Origin of the sequence: Mesorhizobium sp. C264A (genome assembly GCF_040324515.1) — a bacterium.
Classification (GTDB): Bacteria; Pseudomonadota; Alphaproteobacteria; order Rhizobiales; family Rhizobiaceae; genus Mesorhizobium.
Genome location: NZ_JAMYVY010000001.1, coordinates 3,085,245 through 3,107,406 on the forward strand (window position 1 = coordinate 3,085,245; position 22,162 = coordinate 3,107,406).

The 22,162-nt window shown below is 62.1% G+C and carries 20 protein-coding genes, 1 tRNA gene and 4 pseudogenes; 9 read left to right on the plus strand and 16 right to left on the minus strand.

The window, feature by feature from the left end; all coding sequences use genetic code 11:
- Window positions 1–32 precede the first annotated feature (32 nt).
- The 9 genes from era to rpoZ all read right to left on the minus strand — a co-directional run bounded on the left by era (window position 33) and on the right by rpoZ (window position 7,635).
- Window positions 33–959, minus strand: a complete 927-nt coding sequence (era, locus tag NKL04_RS15275; RefSeq protein ID WP_023670243.1) for a GTPase Era — start codon at window positions 957–959, stop codon at window positions 33–35.
- Entirely contained in the window at window positions 956–1,672 is a 717-nt protein-coding gene (gene rnc / locus NKL04_RS15280; protein ID WP_023692856.1) for a ribonuclease III, read from the minus strand. Before rnc ends, era begins: the two co-directional genes overlap by 4 nt.
- On the minus strand, window positions 1,672–2,421 hold the full coding sequence (gene lepB, locus NKL04_RS15285) for a signal peptidase I (protein ID WP_023670241.1): 750 nt from the start codon (window positions 2,419–2,421) through the stop codon (window positions 1,672–1,674). Before lepB ends, rnc begins: the two co-directional genes overlap by 1 nt.
- 90 nt (window positions 2,422–2,511) lie before the next feature.
- Window positions 2,512–2,925, minus strand: coding sequence for a holo-ACP synthase (gene acpS / locus NKL04_RS15290; RefSeq protein ID WP_023702683.1), 414 nt, complete (start codon window positions 2,923–2,925; stop codon window positions 2,512–2,514).
- Window positions 2,922–3,506, minus strand: coding sequence for a DUF2062 domain-containing protein (locus NKL04_RS15295; protein WP_023709783.1), 585 nt, complete (start codon window positions 3,504–3,506; stop codon window positions 2,922–2,924). The genes acpS and NKL04_RS15295 overlap by 4 nt, the downstream gene beginning before the upstream one ends.
- 289 nt (window positions 3,507–3,795) lie before the next feature.
- On the minus strand, window positions 3,796–4,176 hold the full coding sequence (locus NKL04_RS15300) for a VOC family protein (protein WP_023702681.1): 381 nt from the start codon (window positions 4,174–4,176) through the stop codon (window positions 3,796–3,798).
- 11 nt (window positions 4,177–4,187) lie between these two features.
- Entirely contained in the window at window positions 4,188–4,766 is a 579-nt protein-coding gene (gene pyrE, locus NKL04_RS15305) for an orotate phosphoribosyltransferase (RefSeq protein WP_023670237.1), read from the minus strand.
- Between the two features lie 108 nt (window positions 4,767–4,874).
- Window positions 4,875–7,106 carry a RelA/SpoT family protein gene (locus tag NKL04_RS15310; protein ID WP_023670236.1) on the minus strand — a complete coding sequence of 744 codons (2,232 nt, stop codon included), beginning with the start codon at window positions 7,104–7,106 and terminating at the stop codon, window positions 4,875–4,877.
- A 127-nt stretch (window positions 7,107–7,233) separates the two neighbouring features.
- A complete protein-coding gene (gene rpoZ / locus NKL04_RS15315; RefSeq protein ID WP_023670235.1) occupies window positions 7,234–7,635 on the minus strand; it encodes a DNA-directed RNA polymerase subunit omega in 402 nt (133 codons plus the stop codon).
- A gap of 332 nt (window positions 7,636–7,967) precedes the next feature.
- Here rpoZ and NKL04_RS15320 point away from each other — a divergent pair, with 332 nt between their 5' ends.
- Together NKL04_RS15320 and NKL04_RS15325 are read left to right on the plus strand one after the other, a co-directional pair.
- Complete coding sequence (locus tag NKL04_RS15320) at window positions 7,968–8,549, plus strand: LabA-like NYN domain-containing protein (RefSeq protein WP_023670234.1); 582 nt, start codon at window positions 7,968–7,970, stop codon at window positions 8,547–8,549.
- Window positions 8,546–9,211: a uracil-DNA glycosylase gene (locus NKL04_RS15325; protein WP_027049995.1), complete on the plus strand. Its 666-nt coding sequence runs from the start codon at window positions 8,546–8,548 to the stop codon at window positions 9,209–9,211. Before NKL04_RS15320 ends, NKL04_RS15325 begins: the two co-directional genes overlap by 4 nt.
- Window positions 9,212–9,221: 10 nt before the next feature.
- On the opposite strand, the pseudogene NKL04_RS15330 reads toward NKL04_RS15325, so the two are convergent.
- A pseudogene (locus tag NKL04_RS15330) lies at window positions 9,222–9,685 on the minus strand (zinc-binding dehydrogenase); the annotation flags it as partial.
- A gap of 8 nt (window positions 9,686–9,693) precedes the next feature.
- Between NKL04_RS15330 and NKL04_RS15335 the strand changes: the two are divergent.
- Window positions 9,694–9,849: pseudogene (locus tag NKL04_RS15335) on the plus strand (winged helix-turn-helix transcriptional regulator); the annotation flags it as partial.
- A 37-nt stretch (window positions 9,850–9,886) separates the two neighbouring features.
- Here the strand turns inward: NKL04_RS15335 and NKL04_RS15340 are convergent.
- On the minus strand, window positions 9,887–10,360 hold the full coding sequence (locus NKL04_RS15340; RefSeq protein ID WP_352723811.1) for an Lrp/AsnC ligand binding domain-containing protein: 474 nt from the start codon (window positions 10,358–10,360) through the stop codon (window positions 9,887–9,889).
- A gap of 152 nt (window positions 10,361–10,512) precedes the next feature.
- On the opposite strand from NKL04_RS15340, the gene NKL04_RS15345 reads away from it, so the two are divergent.
- Complete coding sequence (locus tag NKL04_RS15345) at window positions 10,513–11,412, plus strand: DMT family transporter (protein ID WP_245271472.1); 900 nt, start codon at window positions 10,513–10,515, stop codon at window positions 11,410–11,412.
- Window positions 11,413–11,448: 36 nt separating this feature from the next.
- On the opposite strand, the gene NKL04_RS15350 is transcribed toward NKL04_RS15345, so the two are convergent.
- The 3 genes from NKL04_RS15350 to dapA all read right to left on the minus strand — a co-directional run bounded on the left by NKL04_RS15350 (window position 11,449) and on the right by dapA (window position 13,648).
- On the minus strand, window positions 11,449–12,189 hold the full coding sequence (locus NKL04_RS15350) for a glycoside hydrolase family 25 protein (protein ID WP_023716220.1): 741 nt from the start codon (window positions 12,187–12,189) through the stop codon (window positions 11,449–11,451).
- A 72-nt stretch (window positions 12,190–12,261) separates the two neighbouring features.
- A complete protein-coding gene (gene smpB, locus NKL04_RS15355) occupies window positions 12,262–12,741 on the minus strand; it encodes an SsrA-binding protein SmpB (RefSeq protein ID WP_023687280.1) in 480 nt (159 codons plus the stop codon).
- Between the two features lie 25 nt (window positions 12,742–12,766).
- A complete protein-coding gene (gene dapA / locus NKL04_RS15360) occupies window positions 12,767–13,648 on the minus strand; it encodes a 4-hydroxy-tetrahydrodipicolinate synthase (protein ID WP_023747466.1) in 882 nt (293 codons plus the stop codon).
- Between the two features lie 277 nt (window positions 13,649–13,925).
- Between dapA and NKL04_RS15365 the strand changes: the two are divergent.
- Together NKL04_RS15365 and NKL04_RS15370 are read left to right on the plus strand one after the other, a co-directional pair.
- Window positions 13,926–15,958: pseudogene (locus NKL04_RS15365) on the plus strand (lytic transglycosylase domain-containing protein).
- A gap of 304 nt (window positions 15,959–16,262) precedes the next feature.
- Window positions 16,263–17,159, plus strand: a pseudogene (locus NKL04_RS15370) (alpha/beta fold hydrolase); the annotation flags it as partial.
- A 62-nt stretch (window positions 17,160–17,221) separates the two neighbouring features.
- On the opposite strand, the gene NKL04_RS15375 reads toward NKL04_RS15370, so the two are convergent.
- Together NKL04_RS15375 and NKL04_RS15380 are read right to left on the minus strand one after the other, a co-directional pair.
- Window positions 17,222–18,298 (minus strand): site-specific integrase, encoded by a 1,077-nt coding sequence (locus NKL04_RS15375; protein ID WP_031209798.1) that lies wholly within the window; start codon window positions 18,296–18,298, stop codon window positions 17,222–17,224.
- A gap of 238 nt (window positions 18,299–18,536) precedes the next feature.
- Window positions 18,537–19,724, minus strand: a complete 1,188-nt coding sequence (locus NKL04_RS15380; RefSeq protein ID WP_352443844.1) for a porin — start codon at window positions 19,722–19,724, stop codon at window positions 18,537–18,539.
- Between the two features lie 464 nt (window positions 19,725–20,188).
- Between NKL04_RS15380 and NKL04_RS15385 the strand changes: the two genes are divergently transcribed.
- The 3 genes from NKL04_RS15385 (at window position 20,189) to NKL04_RS15395 (ending at window position 22,105) form a co-directional block, all read left to right on the plus strand.
- Window positions 20,189–20,279 (plus strand) — tRNA-Ser (locus NKL04_RS15385).
- Window positions 20,280–20,554: 275 nt separating this feature from the next.
- The gene (locus NKL04_RS15390) at window positions 20,555–20,788 is read left to right on the plus strand and encodes a GIY-YIG nuclease family protein (RefSeq protein WP_023702163.1); all 234 of its coding nucleotides are present in this window, start codon (window positions 20,555–20,557) and stop codon (window positions 20,786–20,788) included.
- A 123-nt stretch (window positions 20,789–20,911) separates the two neighbouring features.
- Entirely contained in the window at window positions 20,912–22,105 is a 1,194-nt protein-coding gene (locus NKL04_RS15395) for a porin (RefSeq protein WP_023702165.1), read from the plus strand.
- Window positions 22,106–22,162 lie beyond the last annotated feature (57 nt).

Consider the following 22,162-nt stretch of genomic DNA (forward strand, 5'->3'; position numbering starts at 1 on the left):
AACTGCCGGGCGGCATTTCTAGACGATGAAGCTCAATGGGGAAACTCAAGCCCCATCTCGCGGTAGCGCTCGGGGTCGTCGCCCCAGTTTTCACGCACTTTGACAAACAAGAACAGGTGCACTTTCTGCTCGAGAATGCCGGCTATTTCCATGCGCGCCGACTGGCCGATGGCACGGATCGTCTCGCCCTTGTGGCCGAGCACGATCTTCTTCTGGCTGTCGCGCTCGACATAGATGGTCTGGTCGATGCGCACCGAGCCGTCCGGTTTCTCTTCCCATTTCTCGGTCTCGATATGCGAGGAATAGGGCAACTCCTGATGCAGCCGCAGATACAGCTTCTCGCGGGTGATCTCGGCGGCCAGTTGGCGCATCGGCAGGTCCGAGATCTGGTCTTCCGGATAGTACCAGGGGCCGACCGGCAGCGCTTGCGCGAGATAGTCGAGCAAATCCTTGCAGCCGGAGCCGGTCAGCGCCGAGACCATGAAGGTGCGCTTGAACGGCACCTTTTCGTTTGCTGCCGCAGCCAGGGCCAGCAGCGCCTCGTGCTTGACCCGGTCGACCTTGTTGAGGATCAGCACCATCGGCTGGCGGACGTCCTTCAGCCGCTCGAGGATGGCGTCGGCGTCACCCCTGATGCCGCGCTCGGCATCGATCAGCAGCAGCACGATATCGGCGTCCTTGGCGCCACCCCAGGCGGTGGTCACCATCGCGGTGTCGAGCCGGCGCTTCGGCTTGAAGATGCCGGGCGTATCGACAAAGACGATCTGCGCGTTGTCATGCGTGGCGATGCCGCGCACGATGGCGCGGGTGGTCTGCACCTTGTGGGTGACGATCGACACCTTGGCGCCGACCAGTTGGTTGACCAGCGTCGACTTGCCGGCATTGGGCGCCCCAATCAGGGCAACGAAGCCGGAATGCGTGGCCTCCGCTGCCGGAGGGAGATCTTCGCTGCCGGTCACGCCGCACTCCCTTGGTTGGCCCAGATGCCCTCGCGCATAAGAAACGCCGATGCCGCCGCTTCTTCGGCTGCGCGGCGAGAGCCGCCCGTGCCGCTTGCCGGCGCAAAACCGCCGACCTTCACGGACACCGTGAAAACCGGTTGATGTTCAGGTCCCTCGCGTTTCTCGATCGCGTATTCGGGCCTGACATCGCTGGTCTTGGCGATCCATTCCTGCAGGTCGGATTTCGGATTGGGCGGCTTGGCCACCACCTTTTGCGAGCGCGGCTCCCAGTAACGCAGGACGAATTGCCTTGCGGCATCGAGGCCGCCGTCGATATAGACCGCCGCGATCAGCGCCTCGACCGCATCCGCCAGATAGTTTCCGCCCGAGCCGCGCGAGCGCGCCTTCAAGGCAGCGTCGGCCCGAACCAGATCTTCGAGCTGCATTTCAATGCCGATCTCGGAGCATGTCCGCGCATCGACCAGGGCATTGAAGCGCGGGGCGATTTCACCTTCCGGCGCTTCAGGAAACTTTTCGAAAAGCAGGTCGGCAACGATCAGGCCGAGCACGCGGTCGCCAAGGAATTCGAGGCGCTGGTTGTTGCTGCTTGCCTTGACCGCACTGGAATGGGTCAGCGCGGTCTCGAGCAAACGGACATCCCGGAAGGAATGGCCGGTTTTGGCTGTCACCAAATCGGCCAGAGTTTCACCCGTCGGGCGCTTCAAAGCCATCAATTCACGAAATGGAACAGGCGCGACAGGCGCACCAGCGACGGCCATTTCCAGATCTCGAGCGGGCTCGCCTTCCCGGCGATCGAGAAGAAGACGATGTTAGCGCGGCCGACAAGGTTCTCCGCCGGCACGTAGCCGACGCTGAGGCGGCTGTCGGAGGAATTGTCGCGGTTGTCGCCCATCATGAAATAGTTGCCGGGGGGCACGACGAACTCGCGGGTGTTGTCGGTGATCGAATTCGGTGTCAGGTCGAGCGTGTCGTAGCTGACGCCGTTGGGCAGGGTCTCGCGATAGACGTCGACCGGCTCAGGCACTTCCGTGATATCAGGATTTTGGATCTGGCCGGTTTTCACACGAGGCACGCCCTGGCCGTTGATGAACAATTGGCCGTCCTTCATCTGGATCTTGTCCCCCGGCAGGCCGACGACGCGCTTGATGTAGTCGAGCGACGGATCCGGCGGGAACTTGAAGACCACCACGTCGCCGCGCTTCGGATCGGAACCCCAGATGCGGCCGGAAAAGATGTCGGGGCCGAATGGCAGCGAATAACGCGAGAAGCCGTAGGACCATTTGGTGACGAACAGATAGTCGCCTTCGAGCAAGGTCGGCCGCATAGAGCCGGACGGGATCGAGAAGGGCTGGAACAGCAACGTGCGGATGACCATGGCCAGCAGCAAAGCCTGGATGATGACGCTGACGATTTCGCCAAGCCCGCCGGATTTCTTCTCGGATTTTTCAGCCACGCTCATGTCGTCCTCGATTGTGCGTTGGATGGTATAGAGTCTCGGCGCGCGCTGGGCAACGTCAAGTCGGCGTTAGATAGCGGTCGTCTGATGCAATCAATGTGGCGCTTGTTCGGCGGGCAACGCCTCGATGATCACAAAGGCTTGAGCAAGCGGGAAATCATCGGTGATTGTGAGGTGGATCGCCGCTCTGTGCCCCTGTGGCAGGATTTTGGCCAGCCGTGCCGCCGCTCCCCCGGTCAGCGCCATCGTCGGCGCGCCGCTGGGCAGGTTGGCGACCCCCATGTCGCGCCAGAACACGCCCTGCGCCAGGCCGGTGCCAAGCGCCTTGGCGCAGGCCTCCTTGGCGGCGAAGCGCTTGGCATAGGAGGCTGCGCGGCCCTTGCGGCCTTCCGAGCGGACCTGTTCGAGCTCGGTGTAGATGCGCTGGATGAAGCGCTGACCATGCCGTTCCAGCGACTTTTCGATGCGTCTGATGTCGATCAGGTCGCTGCCGATGCCGATGATCATTCCGCCGGAACTTCCCGTCCGCGGTGCTCGGCCTTATGCGCCCGCTCTGCCATGCGCTTCCTGCGCTGCTCGCGAAAGGCTGTCATCCCCCAGCGGGTGATACCGTAGAAGATCAGCCCGAAGATCAGGCCGAGCGGCACAGCGCCGATCAGCATCGGCTCGAGCACCGGATGCCACAGTTTTGCAAACGACAGCGTGTGCATCATCTCACCAAGATGCGCAGGCGGTCCGTTCTTGGGCAGGCGTTCATGCAGGATCAGCTTGCCGACTTCCCAGGACGCTCCCCACAGCAGCGGGAAAGTCAGCGGATTGCCGAAGAATACCGCGCCGAGGGCGGCGGCCACCAGATTGCCGGCGACCACCCAGCAGAGCACGGCGGCGACGGCGAAATGGAAGCCGAGCGGAAAGAAGGAGGCGAAAACGCCGGCCGCAACGCCGGCCGCGACCGCATGCGGTGTCGCCTTCAGCCGCAGGATGCGCTTGGAGAAATATTGCAACGAGCGCGAAAACGAGCGGCGCGGCCACAGATAGGTACGCACCCGCTCCAGAATGCCATCAGGCTTTCGGCGTCGAAAAAGCACTCTGTTCCAGTTCCCGGTTCGTCACGCCCAAATTGCAACCATCCCTGGCCGGGCGCGGTCGCTCCATCTTGCGCTTCGAGGGCGCAGAAAGGCAACAACGACTTTGATATAGCGACTGCCTTGCGGCGGAACAATGAAACGCCGCCGCGATGGTCTGCCGCAGGCGGGTAACGATGGTCTGCCGCAGGCGGGTAACAAGAGCGCCATTGGGGCGAAACTGAGGACAATATCGATGAAAGCTCCCTGACGACGGCAATGTCCGCGCGAAGACGACGCCGAGGCGGATAGACTATTCCCGATATTCGCTGACTTCGACCAAATTGCTGTCCGGATCGCGGAAATAGACCGACATCATCTTACCGCGGGCGCCGGTGCGCTCGACCGGGCCGACTTCGATGGCAACGCCGTTGGCTTCCAGACTGGCGCAAATCTCGGCAAGCGGCCTTGCGGCGATCAGGCAGAAATCGCCGGACCCAGGCATCGGCGTCTTGGCTTTCGGTTCGAAAGTGTGCGTTGCCTGATGCAGATTGATCTTCTGCGATCCGAACAGCAACCCCGTCGGCCGGTTCGGCTCGTCGAGGCGCTTGAGGCCAAGCACCCGCTGGTAGAAGGCGCAGCTGTCCTCCACCGAGCGGACCGTCAGCACGAAATGATCGATGCCGGCGATCATGGTGATGTCCCCTAAATGTTGCGGCTACCCGGCTTGATCGCCGGGATGGCGGCAAGTTCCGGCGGCAGGCGGTCGGCGGGATAGGCCGGCACCTCATATTCGGCAAGCGCGATCAGCGGCACGCCGACATTGGTCTTGCCGGCCGAGCGGTCGATGATGCAGGCCGCCGCCACGACCTCGGCGCCAATCGCGCGCAGGCAGTCGATGGTTTCGCGGATCGAAAGACCAGTGGTGACGATGTCCTCGACGATGACGACGCGCGATCCCGGCGCGATCTCAAAGCGGCGCAGCCTGAACTCGCCGCCTTCGCGCTCCACCCAGATTGCTGGCACACCGAGATGGCGCGACGTCTCATAGGCCGGGATCAGGCCGCCGATCGCCGGGCCGACGACGTAGTCGACCTTGCCCGGCACCGCCTTGCGGATCTTTTCGGCCAGCGCCTTGCAAAGCCGCTCGGTCTTGTCGGCATGCATGAAGACGCGCGCCTTCTGCAGGAAGACCGGGCTGCGCAGACCCGACGTCAGGATGAAATGTCCCTCCAGAACAGCGCCTGCCTCGCGGAAAATGCCCAGAACTTCGTCGGTATTCATAACTCGCCCCATGTCCATGGTGAATGGTGAATGGTGAATGGTGAATGGTGAATGGTAGTGAGAACGCCTTCTTTCACTATTCACTATTCACTATTCACTATTCACTATTCACCCATTCACACGCCGCGCATCGCTGACGCTCGAATTATCCTTGAGCTGCGACAGCAGCCGGTTGAGGTGCTTCAGATCCCAGACTTCGAGATCGATCAGCATTTCGGTGAAGTCGGGCGCGGTGCGCACCATCGACAGCGTATGAATGTTGGCGTCGTTGGAGGCAACGACCTGGGCGATGTCGGCGAGCGAGCCCGGCGCGTTGATGGCGGTGACCGAGACGCGCGCCGGAAAGCGCTCCTTGGTCTGCTCGTCAATGTCCCAGCGCACGTCGATCCAGCGCTCCGGCTGGTCGTCGAAGGCCTGCAGCGCCGGCGACTGGATGGGATAGATGGTGATGCCGGTGCCCGGCTGGACAATGCCGACGATGCGGTCGCCAGGCACGGCCCCTTCCGGCGCGAAACGCACCGGCAGGTCGCCGCGCACGCCGCGGATCGGCACCGCGCCATCGCGCGGCTGGTCCTTGTCCTTGCGCGCGGCTCGTGTGCCGGGCATCTGGAACAGCATGCCGGCGGCGTTGCGGATCTTCGACCAGCCCTCCTCGCGCTGCTTGGGGGCGCTGACGGTGACGCGCTCGTCCTTGTAGTCTGGGAAGACGGCCTTCATGACGTCGGTCGAGGCAAGTTCGCCGCGCCCGACCGAGGCCAGCACATCCTCGATGTCCTTGCGCGCCAGCCGGTGCAGCACCGGCTTCAGGCTTTCCTTGGTGAAGGTCTTGCCGGCGCGTTCGAAGGCGCGCTCGAGAATGCGGGCACCAAGACCTGAATATTGCTTGCGAATGGCGTTCTTGGTGGCGCGGCGGATGGCTGAACGCGCCTTGCCGGTGACCACCACCGACTCCCACGCCGCCGGCGGCACTTGCGCCTTGGAGCGGATGATCTCGACCTCGTCGCCGTTCTTCAGTTCCGTCATTAGCGGCATGATGCGGCCGTTGACCTTGGCACCGACGCAGGTGTCGCCGACATCGGTGTGCACGGCATAGGCGAAGTCGATGGGCGTGGCGCCGCGCGGCAGCGCAATCAGCATGCCTTTCGGCGTGAAGCAGAATACCTGGTCCTGGAACAGCTCCAGCTTGGTATTTTCGAGGAAGTCTTCCGGGTTGTCGCCTTCTGCCAGTTGCTCGATGGTGCGCCGCAGCCAGGCATAGGCGTTGGTCTCCTTCGAGATCGCATGGGCGGCGCCGTTCGTCTTGCCGCCGGTGTCCTTGTAGATCGAATGGGCGGCGACGCCATATTCGGCGATCTTGTTCATCTCGCGGGTGCGGATCTGCAGTTCGACGCGCTGGCGCGACGGGCCGACAATGGTGGTGTGGATCGAACGGTAGTCGTTCTGCTTGGGCGTAGAAATGTAATCCTTGAAGCGGCCAGGCACCATCGACCATGTGGTGTGGATGGCGCCGAGCGCGCGGTAACAGTCTTCGACGCTGTCGACGACGACGCGGAAGCCGAAAATGTCCGAGAGCTGCTCGAAGGACAGCGCCTTGGCCTCCATCTTGCGGAACACCGACCACGGCTTCTTCTGCCGGCTCTTCACCCCGGCATTGATGGCATGCTTCTCGAACAGCGCCGACAGCGCCTTTTCGATGTCGGTCAGCACACCCTTGTTGCGCTCGAATATCTCGGCAAGCCGCGCGGTGACGGCGCGGTAGGCTTCCGGATTGATGAAGCGGAAGGCGATCTCTTCCAGTTCCTCGCGCATGCCTTGCATGCCCATGCGCCCGGCCAGCGGCGCGTAGATGTCCATCGTCTCCTCGGCGATGCGCAGGCGCTTGGCCTCGGGCATGTGGTCGAGGGTGCGCATGTTGTGCAAACGGTCGGCGAGCTTGACCAGCAGAACGCGGACATCCTCCGAGATGGCCAGCAACAGCTTGCGCAGGTTTTCCGCCTGCTCGGCCTTCTTGGAGACGAGATCGAGCTTCTTCAGCTTGGTCAGGCCTTCGACCAGCTTGCCCATTTCGGGGCCGAACAGATCGTCGATCTCGGCCCGCGTCGCGGTGGTGTCCTCGATCGTGTCATGCAGCAAGGCGACGGCGATCGTCGCCTCGTCCATGTGCATTTCGGTGAGGATGGCGGCGACTTCGAGCGGATGCGAGAAATAGGGATCGCCGGAAGCGCGCTTCTGGTGGCCATGCTTCTGCATGGCGTAGACATAGGCCTTGTTGAGCAGCGCCTCGTTGACGTCAGGCTTGTAGCGCGCGACGCGCTCGACAAGCTCATACTGACGCATCATGGGCGGGTTCTCACGGTGCTGAAATGATTGATGCGCCGCACTGATGTACGGCGCATCTCATAGATAGCCACGAAACTCACGGGACGGAAGTGCCGGAACCATATTCCCGGCAGGTCCAGGGCAGCGATTAGTAGTCGTCGCTCTTTTCCGGGGGAACCAGGCCCTCGATGCCGGCCAAAAGGTCTTCCTCGGTCATGCGATCGAAGGTGACGTTTTCTTCCGCGTCGTCGGCGTCGGTAGCTGCAACTGCGTTGCCGGTCTGGTCGGCGATCGCCTCGCCGTCGGCCTCGGGCTCGTCAACCTCGACATGCTTCTGCAGCGAGTGGATCAGATCTTCCTTGAGGTCGTCGGGCGACAGCGTCTCGTCGGCGATCTCGCGCAGCGCCACGACCGGGTTCTTGTCGTTGTCGCGCGGCACGGTGATCGGCGCGCCCTGGCTGATCTGGCGGGCGCGATGGCCGGCAAGCAGCACGAGCTCGAAGCGGTTGTCGACCTTGTCGATGCAGTCTTCAACGGTTACGCGGGCCATTGATTGCCCCTTTCATGCCTGGATTTGATGGAAAACAGGCGCGGTCCATAACCCGAACGCCGCCAAAATACAAGCATTATGGCTCTGTGGCCCCATGGGCTGGCGAATGCCAGCTTCTGGCGCCGGTGAATGCCTTGCCGGCGAAGCCCGCCTACCGGGCGACGACACGGCTCCGATCACAATTGCTTGCAGTGCGCCCCGGCACCCTTGGATTGCCGTAAAACTGGCGCTATCTCGGTTGACGAAAGGTCAGCCGGTTTATTTACGAGCCGAGCGATATAAACGACCCATTTCGATTAGTCCGCCACCTATTTCGAAAAAGGAATATTGCCATGTTCGACCCCCGTGAAAAAATCGCTCTTTTCATAGACGGCGCCAATCTCTACGCCACCTCGCGCGCACTCGGCTTCGACATAGACTACCGCAAACTGCTGTCCAGCTTCCAGAAGCGCGGCTATTTGCTGCGGGCCTATTACTACACCGCTCTGGTCGAGGATCAGGAATACTCTTCGATCCGTCCCCTGATCGACTGGCTCGACTATAATGGCTTCAAGGTGGTGACCAAGCCGGCCAAGGAGTTCACCGACTCGACCGGCCGCCGCAAGATCAAGGGCAATATGGACATCGAACTGACCGTCGATGCGCTCGAACTTGCCGATGTCGTCGACCACTATGTCATCTTCTCCGGCGACGGCGATTTCCGCACACTGGTCGAAGCGCTGCAGCGGCGCGGCCGCAAGGTCTCGATCGTCTCCACCATGGCCTCGCAACCACCGATGATCTCGGACGATCTGCGCCGCCAGGCCGACCATTTCATCGATTTGACCTCGCTGAAGAACGAGGTCGGCCGCGATCCCTCCGAACGGCCGGTGCGCAGGCCCGAGCCGGCCGAAGTCGAAGAGGAAGACTATTGACGGCGGCGGCCTTGGACGCCGCTCCCGAACCCGACCGCGACTGCCCCCTCTGCCCACGCCTGCATGATTTCATCGCAGACTGGCGGCAGCGCGAGCCGTCGTGGTTCAACGCGCCGGTGCCGACCTTCCTGCCGCCTGATGGCGAGGACGCCGTCGAGCTGCTGATCGTCGGGCTGGCGCCCGGCCTGCGCGGCGCCAACCGCACCGGGCGGCCGTTTACCGGCGACTATGCCGGCGACCTGCTCTACTCAACGATGATCGCTCACGGTTTTGCCCGCGGCGAGTTCAAGGCGCGGCCGGATGATGGGTTGCAGCTGGTCGGCACCGCGATCACCAATGCGGTGCGCTGCGTGCCGCCTGAAAACAAGCCGGTCGGCGCCGAGATCGCCACTTGCCGCAGCTTTCTGGTGCCGACGATTGCACGCTTTCCCAAACTGCGCGCCGTGCTGGCGCTGGGCTCCATCGCCCACCAGTCGACCGTCAGGGCGCTGGGCCAGCGCGTCGCCGCCTATCCGTTCAAGCACGGCGGTCAGTTGCCGGCCGGCGGCGTCACGCTGTTTTCCAGCTATCACTGCTCGCGCTACAACACCAACACTGGGGTGCTGACCGAAGCGATGTTCGTCAAGGTATTCAGCGAGATCGCGTCGTTCCTGCGGAACTAGACGCTGCCTCTCAAAATCCCTCGAGCACGATCTTGCCCTTGGCCTTGCCGGTCTCGATCAGCGCATGGGCGCGCTTCAGATTGGCGGCATTGATTGGGCCGAACGTCTCGCCCAGCGTGGTGCGGATGGTGCCGGCGTCGACAAGGCGCGCCAGTTCGTTGAGATGTTCGCCCTGCGCGGCCATATCGGGCGTTTCATACAGCGAGCGGGTGAACATCGGCTCCCAGTGGACCGAAACGCTCTTGCGACCCAGTCGCGGGTTTCGGGCCGCGATGCGGTGGCGATCATCGTCAGATCGGTCAGCTGGCGCGCGAGCTGGACCGCGATCGACCCGACGCCGCCGGCGCCGCCGACGATCAGGATGGTGTTCGCGGCGCCGATGACTAGCTTCTTCACATCGAGGCGGTCGAACAGCGCCTCAAAGGCGGTGATCGCCGTCGTCGGCAGTGCTGCCGCCTGCGCATAGCCGAGCGAGCCAGACTGGGCTCATCGCCCGCAAGGTCTATGCGCAGATGCCGCCGAAGGTCGAGTACAGCCCGACGCCTCGTGGCCGAAGCCTGGAGCCCGTGATCACCGTGCTGAAGGTCTGGGGCGATGCGTATGTGACGCTGGCGCCGGAGGTTTCCCAGGCCGCTTGAAGCGGAGGCGTGGCAACCGCTTGCGTTGGTCCGGCCCTCACACCGGCAGCAGCGCGTCCGGCTTCACGTCCGATATCGACGCATAGGTGTGCGTTTCCCTGACACCCGGCAGCGGCAGGATCACGCGCTTCAAAAAATCCTGATAGGCGGCCATTTCCGAAATGCGCGCTTTCACCAGATAGTCGAAGCCGCCCACGACCATATGGCACTCCAGCACTTCGGAGGCCTTTGCTACCGCTTCGGCGAAACGGTCGAACACATGCGGCGCCGCCTGGTCGAGCCTGACTTCGATGAAGACGAGCGTGCCGCGGCCGATCTTTTGCGGATTGAGCACGGCCCGGACCGCGGTGATGAAACCCTCACGGAAAAGGCGCTTCACGCGCTGGCTGGTGCCGGACGGCGACAGGCCGACACGGGCGGCGAGATCGAGTGTGGTGCGACGCCCATCCTCCTGCAACAACCGCAGCAGGCTGCGGTCGATGGCATCAAGTTGGTCGGATTCATGATTCACGTTCATGGCTCCTCTATTGTGTGAGATTCACGCCCAGCTCGCGAAAGCAGCCTATTTTGTCGCACCATTCTCAACAATAGGCTGCGCTTTCAACGAGAGCCGTCTGGAGGAAGAATCCTCCGCTGGCAGAATCGAGCGGGACAAGAATGCGCGTGACAGAGGACCGAAACACAAAGCCGGCAATTCTTGCGGGCCTCGCCATGATCGGCATTTACGCCGTGCAGTTCGTCGCAGCCCGCTTTAGCCTGCGGGAGCATCTTACGGCGACGGATGTCGCGACCTTGCGCTTTGTCGGTGCCGGACTGGTCATGCTGCCGGTTGTCTGGCGCGGCGGCCTGTCAGCCAGCAAAGCGTTGGGCTGGCGGCGTGCCTTGACGCTGGCGGCACTGGCCGGACTGCCCTACCCTATCATCATCAACTGGGGCCTCACCTACGCACCCGCCGCGCATGGCGCGGCACTTTGCCCAGCCTCGATTGTGTTCTTCTCGTTCGTGCTGTCGCACCTCGCCACGACGGACAAGGCCTCGCGCCAGCAAACCATCGGCGTCGCCGCCATCATCGCCGGGCTGATCCTGTTCATTGCGCCAGCGCACACCGGTGGCGGTATGAAGGATGTCTTCTCCGGTGATCTGCTGTTCATCGCATCGGGCGCGATGTTTGCCGCTTATGCCGTTCTTGTGCGGCGCTGGCGCGTCGATCCGATTGCGGCGACCGTAACCGTGGTGCTGCTGTCATGCGTGCCGCTGCCGTTGCTCTATTTCTTTGCCCCAAGCGGCCTCCGCGCGGCATCAGTGGCCGAGATTGCCAGCCAGATCGTCATTCAAGGGTTTTTGGCGGGTGCGGCCGCCATGTTCCTGTACACCTATATCGTCCGGCAGCTGGGGTCGCAGGCGGCATCGCTGTTCATGCCATGCGTGCCGATCGCAACCGTGCTGATCGCGATGACGGTGCTCGGCGAGACGCCGACCGGCGCCCAGTTCGCCGCCGTACTGATCATGGCCGCGGGGATGGCTTTTTCGGCTCTTTCCAGGCCTGTTCCCAAGCCTGCGTAAGACTGCGGATGCCAAACTCAAGGCCAGCTGATTCGTTCAAGGCGATGGAGGCTTTTGCGAAGAGAGCGATGCGGGTGCAGCAAATAGCTCGGCCAGCGTTTGCTGCCCACCCTGCAGGACGTTGAGATCGACATCGCCCTCGATCCCGTCGACGCGGCCCATATTGTGGTACTGCCAGTAGATCCAGTCGTTGCGACCTGGCTCCAGGAGCAACGAGCGACGCCAGAGCGGGCGAACGTCGATTTTCCCGGCATAGGCGTCCTCGGCCTCGTCGGTCAGGTAGATGATCGCCGGCTTGCCGAACGCAGCTTCAACCGGTCCGAGGAAGGCCTGGAGTTCCGCGCTCAGCTGCTCCGGCGACGGGCGTTGCGGGCAGTTGCCGCCGAATTCGATGTCGACGACCGGTGGCAGCAGCGGCTGGTCGTGCGGCACCACCGCGATGAAATTTTTCGCCTGGTCGGCGCCCGGCCGGCAGAAGGTGAAGAAGTGATAGGCGCCGACCGCAAGCCCGGCCGCGCGCGCCTCGCGCAGGTTTTTGGCGAAGGCATCGTCGACATGGTCGCCGCCCTCGGTCGCCTTGATGACCGCGAAGGCGACATCGTCGGCGGCAACGCGCCGCCAGTCGATCTCACCCTGATGATGGGAAACGTCGATACCCCTGACCGGATAGCTGTCACGATCCGGCGAGAACGTCCGGAAATAGAAGATGCCACCTGCGGCGACGATGCCGGCGAAGACCAGACTGGCCGCACCCCAGAGAATGATCCGGTTCTTCAAGCCTTTCCCCATCGTATGTCGCTGGAAACTTGAAAGCCGATGTGGCTTTTCTGGGGCTGTGGCTCGAGGTTCTTAGCCCCGTTCCTTCATGAGCCGGCCCTTTTCGCGCGACCAGTCGCGCTGCTTTTCGCTCTCGCGCTTGTCGTGCAGTTTCTTGCCGCGGCCGACGGCGAGCAGCAGCTTGGCACGGCCCTGGTCGTTGAAGTAGATTTTCAGCGGCACCAGCGTCATGCCTTCGCGGTCGATGCTCTGCGCCAGTTTTGCCATCTCGCGCTTGTTGAGCAGCAGCTTGCGACGCCGCCTGGGCTCGTGGTTGAAGCGGTTGGCCTGCAGGTATTCCGGCAGATAGGAATTGATCAGCCAGATCTCGCCACCCTCGACCGAGGCGTAGCTGTCCTGGATGTTGGCCTGGCCCTGGCGCAGCGACTTGACCTCGGTGCCGGTCAGCACCAGGCCGGCCTCGACGGTGTCGAGCACCTCATAGGAAAACCGCGCCTTGCGGTTTTCCGCAACGGTTTTGTTGTTTGGATCGGCTTTTCTGACCTGGTTCATGATGCGGAGAGGTGGCGCCTCATCCTTAATTTATCAAGCCGGCGTGTTTCATCGCCGCATCGATCTTCTCGGCGGTCGACGCCTCGATGGTCACCAGCGGCGAGCGCACCACGTTCTCGACCTTGCCAATCTTCGACAGCGCGTATTTGACGCCGCACAGGCCGGGCTCAAGGAAGATCGCCTTGTGCAGCGGCAGCAGACGGTCCTGCAATTCCAGCGCCTTGGCGCTGTCACCGGACAGTGTGGCTTCCTGGAATTCAGCGCACAGCCGCGGCGCGACATTCGACGTCACCGAGATGCAGCCGACGCCGCCATGGGCGTTGAAGCCGAGCGCCGAGGCATCCTCCCCTGAAAGCTGGATGAAATCCTTGCCGCAGGTGGCGCGCTGTTCGGACACGCGCTCGACCTTGCCGGTGGCATCCTTGACGCCGACGATGTTCTGGAAGTCGTGCGCCAGCCTGCCCATCGTCTCCGGCATCATGTCGATCACCGAGCGCGGCGGGATGTTGTAGATGATGATCGGCAGCTTGGTCGCCCTGGCGACGGCGGCGAAATGCTCGTACAGGCCGCGCTGCGTCGGCCTGTTGTAATACGGTGTCACGACCAGAGCGGCGTCGGCGCCCGCCTGCTCGGCATATTGCACCAGACCGACCGCTTCCGCGGTGTTGTTGGAGCCGGCGCCGGCGACGACCGGAGCGCGGCCCTTGGCCACCTCGATGCAGACCTTGACGACATGGCGATGCTCGTCATGGGACAGCGTCGGCGACTCGCCGGTGGTGCCGACCGGGACGAGGCCCGTCGTGCCCTCGCCAAGTTGCCATTCGACGAAGGCGCGAAAGGCTTTCTCGTCGAAACGCCCGCTCTTTTCGAACGGTGTCACGAGCGCAGTAAGCGAGCCTCTCAGCATGTCGTCCAACTCCTTGGAACTTGTTTGTTTATGCATGTCGTCGTCCCAAAACCGGTTCCCACTTTTGGGCGACTGCATCGGGCGCCTTCTAGCCGAAAGCGAAGCCGCGCACCATAGTCTCGACACTGTTGCGCGGCAAGCATGCCGATGGTGCCAGCAAGCGCAATTCGAACGGCCTCGATAACCCTTTGTTTACGGGCTCTTCACGACCTAAGTCTAGGCTCTCGGGCACCTGGGCTTGCCATCTAAAGTGCCGCAACAGGGAAAGATCAGGATCATGCCGGCCGGTCGGCCACTCCGCTTCAAATTGCTTGGCGCCGTTGCCCTGCTGATAGTGGGGACGGCGGCAAACGAGAGCGTCGACGAGCAGACGACCTCATCGATCCCGATGCCTGACATGCAAGACAGAGCGCAGACCGATGCGCCCTCCGCCAGTATCGTCGTGCTGAAAAGCGGTCTCGACGCATTGGCCACCGGCGATATCGCCGCGGCACGAGCGGTGCGCGAAACATTGCCGGCCAATTCGCTGGACCGCCATATCCTGGCCTGGGCGATCGCGCTCTATGGCGGCGGCCGTGTGCCGAGCAGCGAGATTGCCGATACCGCAAAGATGTTGCCGAATTGGCCGGGCACCATCGCTCTGCGCAAGAACAGCGAGCGCGCGCTTTATCGCGAAAACCCCTCGCCGCAGACCGTGGTGAAAGCCTTTGACGGCAGCCAGCCGCTGACCTTTCAAGGCGTGGTCATCCTTGCCCGTTCTTATGTAGCTCTTGGCAACACCAAGGCTGCGCTTTCCGTGCTGTCGCCATTCTGGCGCACCGAGAAGCTGGAAGCCAGGGACGAGGCGGCCGTCAGCAAGGAGTTTGGCGCCATCATTCCGGCTGCCGACCATCGTTTCCGCATGGAACGGATGTTTTATGCCGACCGGGAGAATTCGGCACTGCGGGTCGCAGCACTTGCCGGCGCGCAATCGCTGGCCGATGCCTGGGCCGCCGCCTCGCGTGGCGACAAGAACGCGGCCAAGCTGTTGAAAGCGGTGCCTGCCGCGCAGCAATCGGCCGGCTATTTCTTCGCGCAAGCCGAATATCTGCGCAAGCAGCGGAAGTTTGCGGACGCCGCCGCGGTGATGATGAAAGCGCCAACGAGCCGCGACGCGCTGGTCGATCCCGATGCCTGGTGGGTCGAGCGCCGCGTGCTGTCGCGCGCACTGGTCGACCAGGGCGACTGGAAGACCGCCTACAAGATCGTTGCCGCGCATGCCGCCGAAAGCCCCGCCAGCGCCGCCGAGGCCGAATTCCACGCCGGCTGGTATGCGTTGCGCGGCCTCAACGATCCTGCGACGGCCTCGACCCATTTTGCCCGCATCGCCGATCTCGCGCAGGGACCGATGTCGCTGTCACGCGCCTATTACTGGCTTGGCCGCGCGGCGGAAGTCGGCGGTCCCGGCAATGCGAAGGATTATTTCACCAAGGCGGCAGCCTATGGCACCACTTTCTACGGGCAGTTGGCGGCGGAACGGGTTGGCTTGCGCACGCTGAACATCGTCTATCCGAGCCAAGCACTGCCGACCGCCAAAGCTTTGACGGCCGCGAAGCCGTCAGCGCCATCAAGCGGCTGCAGGAGGCGGGCTACGACCGCTATGCCGAGACGCTTTACCGCGACCTCACCGGGCAGTTGACCAGCCCCGGCGAGCTGGCGCTGCTTGCGGTGCTGACGGAAAAGCAGGGCAATCATTTCATGGCGCTGAAGATCGGCAAGATCGCCGGCGCGCGCGGCATCGATGTCGGCGCGCTGTCGCATCCGCTGGGCGTCATTCCCGACACCGCCGACATATCCGGCTCGGGCAAGGCGCTGGCCTATGCGATCGCCCGCCAGGAAAGCGAATTCAATGTCGGCGCCGTCTCCAGCGCCGGCGCGCGCGGCCTGCTGCAGCTGATGCCGGGCACCGCCAAGCAGTTGGCGAAGAAGGCAGGACTGAGCTTTTCCCAGGATCGGCTGACCAGCGATGCCGGTTACAATGCGACGCTGGGGGCTGCCTTCCTTGGCGAGCAGCTCGACCGCTTCGGCGGCTCCTATGTGCTGACCTTCGCCGGCTACAATGCCGGCCCTAACCGCGCCAGCCAATGGGTAGCCAAGTACGGCGACCCGCGCGGCAAGGGCATCGACGCCGTCGTCGACTGGATCGAGCGAATTCCCTACACCGAAACAAGAAGTTACGTGCAGCGCGTGATGGAGAATTACGAGGTCTACAAGATGCGCATTTCGGGGAAGTACGATATCGTTGGGGATTTGGTGAACGGAAGAGGCTGAGGCCGCAGAGCTGTCGCCACGGGCAGACGTTGGCGATCCTTCGCGCCCCCCTCTGGCCTGCCGGCCATCTCCCCCACGAGTGGGGAGATCAGCTTCGTTGCCGATTTCGCTCCAACGTCGAAGGAAGGGCGTAGCGCCGGAACCGCCAATCTCCCCCTCGTGGGGGAGATGTCTGGCAGGACAGAGGGGGGCGCTGTCCCTCCGACATTTCCAAGAGTGTCAGCTTGCCGACAACCCTCGATTTGACCGCTCCCACCCTCGCCTGTAGCAGACGGAGACAATCCGGCCAGGGAGTCCTTTCAATATGTCGAGCACCGACGGCTTTTCCGATTTCTTCTACACAGCGCCGGACGGCCTCAGACTTCACGCTCGCATCTACGGTGAGACAAACTCGGGAACCTCGCCGGTGGTCTGCCTGCCCGGCCTGACCCGCAACGCGCGCGATTTCCATGAGCTGGCGCTTTATCTGTCGCGGACCGACAATCCGCGCAAGGTCATCGCCTTCGACTATCGCGGGCGCGGCCAGTCCGCTTACGACCCTGATATCGGCCATTACACTATCGGCATCGAGGCCGGCGATGTCCTCGCCGGGCTGGCTGCCCTGGACATCGAGGAAGCGGCCTTCATCGGCACATCGCGTGGCGGACTGATCATCCACGTGCTCGGCGCGCTGCGGCCAGCCATACTGAAAGCCATAGTGCTGAACGACATCGGACCGGTGATCGAGGCAGCGGGGTTGGCCCATATCCAAACCTATCTCGACCCGGCACCGAAACCGAAGAGCCGCGCTGAGGCGATCGATGCGCAACGCGTCGCGCACGGGGCGGATTTTCCCGCTCTGACCGAGGCGGATTGGGAGCGGATGGTGTCGGCGCTCTACCGCGAGACGGACGAAGGCCTCCTGCTGCCGGATTTCGACCCCCAACTGGTCGAGACGGTGGCGGGCCTCGACCTCAGCAAGCCGTTGCCGGATCTGTGGCCGCAGTTCGAGGCGCTGGCGGCGATACCTTTGCTTGCCATTCGCGGCGCCAACTCGAAACTCTTGTCGGCCGACACACTCGACGAGATGCAAAAGCGTCATCCCGGCATGGAAGCGATCACCGTCGAGGGCCAGGGCCATGCCCCCTTCCTGGAGACAGGCAACCTGCCGGGCGCTATCGCGGCCTTCGTGGATGGAGCATCAAATACGGCCCAGAAAAAAGTAACCCCAAGATCAAATATGATCCTGGGGTTGCCTTGGCAGTATATGAAAGCCTTGGGTAACTATTTGGCTTTCGAGCTTTTCCGGGGCGTCTTGGGTGCCTTCGCCGCTGCCGCTTTGCCCTTTTGGGCAGGCGCTGGCACTGAGGCCGTGGTCAGCGGCGATGCGAAGGCGGAGTTTTTTCCATCGCCGGACAGCCCTTCGCCGCGGGGCGTTTCCAGCACGACGACGCAGCCGTCGAGATCGTTGGTGGCCAGATGCGCATAGCGCATGGTCATCGAAAGCGTCTGGTGGCCGAGCCACATCTGTACGCGCCGGATATCGATGCCGCCCTGGACCAGACGCGACGCGCAGGTGTGGCGCAAGATGTGCGGCACCACCTGGTCGTCGGCGCCGAGACCGACTTCGGCCTTGGCATCGTTCCAGATGGCGCGAAACTGTGCCTGGCTGAGTTTGGTGAACGGACCCTTGGGCCGGCGGCCCTCTGACGGGGGCAGTTTGATCACCTCCTTGACCCGCTCGGTCATCGGGATGGTGCGGCTGCGGCCGGATTTGGTGATCCAGAACGAGACGCGATGTTCCTGGATGTCGTTCCAGATCAGTCCGAGCGCTTCGCCAAGGCGGCAACCGCTGTCGACGAGAAAGACCGAGAGACGGTAGGCATCCTCGCTGCGGGTCCTGATGGCGGCGAACAGCCTTGCTTCTTCGTCCCTTTCGAGGAAACGAATCCGTCCCGCCCGCTCCTTCTGGCGGCGGAACTCGGGCAGGCTGTGAATATCCCCCATCTTGTAAGCCTTGCGCAGCAGTTTGCTGAGGGCAGCCATCTTTCGATTGATGGTTGCGTTGCTGTTGCCGCGCTGGCGCAAGGTGCCGATAAGATTGTCCAGGGTGCTCTGGTCAAAGGCGCTGAACCGTTCTCCGAGGAGAATCTCGTCTATTTCGCCGATGAAGGAGCTGACATTGTATTTATGCCGCCCATCATCCCAGAGTATGTCTCGGCATGCTGAAAAAAGCTCTCCGACCCGGTGCGACTTTACTTCTCTGATCTTGTTGTAGCTGTATTTTATCTTCGCATTTTGAGAAGAGAACATTGAGAAATGTTCGGAGGGGTCGCCCTCTTGTATCGCGTCGATGGTCATAAATTGCCACACCCCGAGTGGATAGAGTCAGACCTACCCGCTTGGAAGCGTCCTTTCAAGAGATTTAATCACGCAGTTGTGAATTCATCCGCCCATCAGCGGATCCCACGAACTCACCCTACGGACTGTTCAGCTGCCGATTCCCCCTGTTCCTTCTGCTTGTCTTGACCCAGTCGCGAACAGAACAGCCCGGGCGTTGAAGCGCCCGGGCTGGTATTCACTTATCTAAAGCCAGCCCTTAGAACGAGCGCTGGAAGCGAAGCATGCCGCCGACGTTGCTCTTCTTATCGGCATTGGTCCAGTTGTGGTTGTTGCCAAGGGTATTGACCTCGTCGATGCTGCCTGCATTGAGGTAGTCGACTTCGGCCGTGACCGTAAAGCCTGGGACAACATCGTAAGCGATGTTGGCTGCGACACCGAGGTTCTCACCTTCGTCATACGAGACCTGGACGTTGAACGAGGTCTTCTCGTTGATGGTGTAAGTGCCACCACCCCAGACTGCCCAGTTGCCATCCCACTGCTTGTAGAAGCCGCGGCCGCCAGCTGCGAACGCGTAGCTCGGATCCGTGTAGTTGTCGTCGGTGCCGTAGCCGCCCATGATGAACAGCGACAGGTTCTGCATCGGGGTGATGTCCAAACGGACCTTGCCGGCGACTTCTTCATAGTTGCTGTCATAAGCGAGCACGCCGGTGATGGAGCCCCAGCCCTGCGTGTACTTCACGCCGCCGACGACATGCGGAACGTAGCTGTCGATCGTACCCTTGCCGTAGGAACCGTACGAGCCGTCGCCCGAGCCTTCCTCAAGCGAGAGAACGGCGGAGAAGCCGTTGCCAGCGTCGAAGTAGTACTGGATGACGTTGGTGTCGAAATCGCCGTAGGGAACCAGCGTATCCTGGATGACGTTGCCGGCGTAGCCAATGAACGTGTTGAACGCCGATTCGTCCTTACCGACGCGCAGACCGCCGAGCTGGATCCAGGCGAAATTCAGCGAAACGCCCGAGTTGCCAGCAAAATTGTCATCGTCGGTGTCATTGGCGGCATAGTCGTTGCGGTTGCCGAAATTCCAGCGGGTCTCGGTGTAGGTCTTCAAGGTGCCGAGCTCGGTTTCCTGGCCGGTCCAGGTCTTCAGTGCGAAGCGGGCCTTCTTGCGCCAAGTGTCGTTCTCGTCGCCATCCTTCGCGTCGAAGGTCTTTGCACCATCGAACGAACCGACATCGCCACCGCTGATGTCGTAACGGACATAGCCGCCGATGCGCAGGCAGGTTTCGGTGCCGGGGATATAGAAGTAGCCCGAGCCGTAAACGTCGCAAATCTTGACGTATTCAGCCGGTTCCGGCTCGGCGACGACGACGGCGTCGGCGGCGCGCGCACCGGAAACTGCGATCAGGGCCGCAGCGGAGCCGAGAAGAAGGCTCTTAATGTTCATTTTCTGACCTCCAGTCAAAAGTTAAAAAACGGGTCTGGGTATTCTTTGCTGAAGGACAGCGTTCCCTGCCCCATCCCCACTACCGAAAAAGATGCGCACCGCGCCGCTCCTTCGAAATCGACATTACCCATGAGGCGGCGTCGTTCAACCACGATCGTACCGGCGAAAGGGCTATGCGGGCGCTATCCCCATGCGTTGTTGCACAAATGACACGATTTGGCCTCAGTCAGAAAGCTCTCATTAACTATCGAAGGGCCCGGAAGCCTTTGCCGCAGCGCCCGAATGCGGCCGAATCCGGCGACGACCGGCCGAGATTGCGGCCATGTCGCCGACTCGCCAGCCAGGGAACCGCCGCAGATTCGCCGCATGCAAAAGGCGGCGCTGCGGCCAAATCCGGAATTTTCAGAGATAATGGCGCCGGCTTGTTGATTGTGCCCGCGCTTTTCTTTATCCAGCGGCGCAACGGAGAGGTGGCCGAGTGGTCGAAGGCGCTCCCCTGCTAAGGGAGTAGAGGTCAAAAGCTTCTCGTGGGTTCGAATCCCATCCTCTCCGCCATCCTGCTTCGCTCTTCGAGCTTCGCAGGACAAGCCCAACCCTCAGCGCGAAGCAGGATGGCGGAGAGAATGCCCTCCGAAGCCTTGGCGTAGGAGGGCCGGACCGCGTGGTGTGCTACGTGCCGCACAGCGTAAGCCCAGAGAATCCCTTGCAGAATTCGATTGGTCCTGCTTCGCTCTTCGAGCTTCGCAGGACAAGCCCACCTCAGCGCCAAGCAGGATGGCGGAGAGGATGCCCTCCGAAGCCTTGGCGTAGGAGAGCAGCTCACGTGGTATGTGTATCTTCTGGAGAGTACGGCTGCTGAAGGCGAACGCTATATCGGCATAACGACGGACCTGAAACGGCGGCTTGTCGAGCACAATGCGGGGAAATCCAGCCATACATCCAAGTTTCTGCCGTGGCGGATCGTCAGCTATATGGCCTTTTCGAACCAGGCCAAGGCAGCTTCATTCGAGCGCTATCTCAAATCCGGTTCAGGGCATGCTTTCGCCAACAAGCGCCTGTGGTGATGGCCGCATCACCTGCCGCAAAGGTCCATCTTTTCAATAAACTTCAACAATAACAATTGGTTACAGCGAAAACGCTTGTCGCCGGCTTCACTATCTTGTTCGATTCTGACTGGAGGTCAGAAAATGAACATTAAGAGCCTTCTCCTCGGCTCCGCTGCGGCCTTGATCGCAGTTTCCGGTGCGCGCGCCGCCGACGCCGTCGTCGTCGCCGAGCCGGAACCGGCTGAATACGTCAAGATCTGCGACGTCTACGGCGCCGGCTACTTCTACATCCCCGGCACCGAAACCTGCCTGCGCATCGGCGGCTATGTCCGCTACGACATCGGCGCCGGCGACGTCGGCTCGTTCGACGGTGCGAGGTCCTTCGACCATAAGGATGGCGACGAGCAGGACACCTTCTACAAGAATGCCCGTTTCACGCTGAAGACCTGGACCGGCCAGGAAACCGAACTCGGCACCTTGAAGACCTACACCGAGACCCGCTTCAACTTCGGCAATCGTAACGGCTACCCGTCGGCAGACGATCCGACCACGGAAGCAGACGAGTTCAACTCCAACCCTGCCGGCAACAAGAACGTTTCGCTGAACTTCGCCTGGATCCAGCTCGGTGGCCTGCGCGTCGGTAAGGACGAATCGGCCTTCGACACGTTCATCGGCTACGCCGGCAACGTCCTCCAGGATACGCTCGTTCCCTACGGCGATTTCGACACCAACGTGGTCCAGTACTACTTCGATGCGGGCAACGGCTTCTCGGCCGTCGTCTCTCTTGAAGAAGGCTCGGGCGTCGTCGGCACGATCGACAGCTACGTTCCGCATGTCGTCGGCGGCGTGAAGTACACGCAGGGCTGGGGCGCCATCACCGGCGTCGTCGCTTATGACAGCAACTATGAAGAAGTCGCCGGCAAGGTTCGCCTGGACATCACCCCGATGCAGAACCTGTCGCTGTTCATCATGGGCGGCTACGGCACCGACGACAACCTGAATGACGACACGACCTTGATTCACAACGGCAACGCGATCAACGCCGGTGGCCGCGGTTTCTACAAGCAGTGGGGCGGCAACTGGGCATTCTGGGGTGGCGGCACCTACACCATAAACGAGAAGACCTCGTTTAATGCCCAGGTCTCGTATGACGAGTGGAAGAACCTCGGCGTCGCCGCGAACATCGCCTACGACGTTGTTCCCGGCTTCACGGTCACGGCCGAAGTCGACTACCTCAACGCAGGCAAGTTCGACGACGCCAATTTCTCCAACTTCACCAACGCCGACAAGAAGAGCAGCATCGGCGGTCTCCTCCGCTTCCAGCGCTCGTTCTAAGACGCTCAGCCTGGCTGAAAATCGAACCCGGCGGGCAACCGCCGGGTTTTCTTTTTG

Coding starts and splice junctions, on each gene's coding strand:
- rnc (WP_023692856.1), bottom strand. CDS start 1,672: ATGGCTTTGAAGCGCCCGACGGGTGAAACTCTGGCCGATTTGGTGACA.
- lepB (WP_023670241.1), bottom strand. CDS start 2,421: ATGAGCGTGGCTGAAAAATCCGAGAAGAAATCCGGCGGGCTTGGCGAA.
- acpS (WP_023702683.1), bottom strand. CDS start 2,925: ATGATCATCGGCATCGGCAGCGACCTGATCGACATCAGACGCATCGAA.
- NKL04_RS15300 (WP_023702681.1), bottom strand. CDS start 4,176: ATGATCGCCGGCATCGATCATTTCGTGCTGACGGTCCGCTCGGTGGAG.
- pyrE (WP_023670237.1), bottom strand. CDS start 4,766: ATGAATACCGACGAAGTTCTGGGCATTTTCCGCGAGGCAGGCGCTGTT.
- NKL04_RS15310 (WP_023670236.1), bottom strand. CDS start 7,106: ATGATGCGTCAGTATGAGCTTGTCGAGCGCGTCGCGCGCTACAAGCCT.
- rpoZ (WP_023670235.1), bottom strand. CDS start 7,635: ATGGCCCGCGTAACCGTTGAAGACTGCATCGACAAGGTCGACAACCGC.
- NKL04_RS15320 (WP_023670234.1), top strand. CDS start 7,968: ATGTTCGACCCCCGTGAAAAAATCGCTCTTTTCATAGACGGCGCCAAT.
- smpB (WP_023687280.1), bottom strand. CDS start 12,741: ATGAACCAGGTCAGAAAAGCCGATCCAAACAACAAAACCGTTGCGGAA.
- dapA (WP_023747466.1), bottom strand. CDS start 13,648: ATGCTGAGAGGCTCGCTTACTGCGCTCGTGACACCGTTCGAAAAGAGC.
- NKL04_RS15375 (WP_031209798.1), bottom strand. CDS start 18,298: ATGACCATCGACGCGATACAAGAGGGCGACCCCTCCGAACATTTCTCA.
- NKL04_RS15380 (WP_352443844.1), bottom strand. CDS start 19,724: ATGAACATTAAGAGCCTTCTTCTCGGCTCCGCTGCGGCCCTGATCGCA.
- NKL04_RS15395 (WP_023702165.1), top strand. CDS start 20,912: ATGAACATTAAGAGCCTTCTCCTCGGCTCCGCTGCGGCCTTGATCGCA.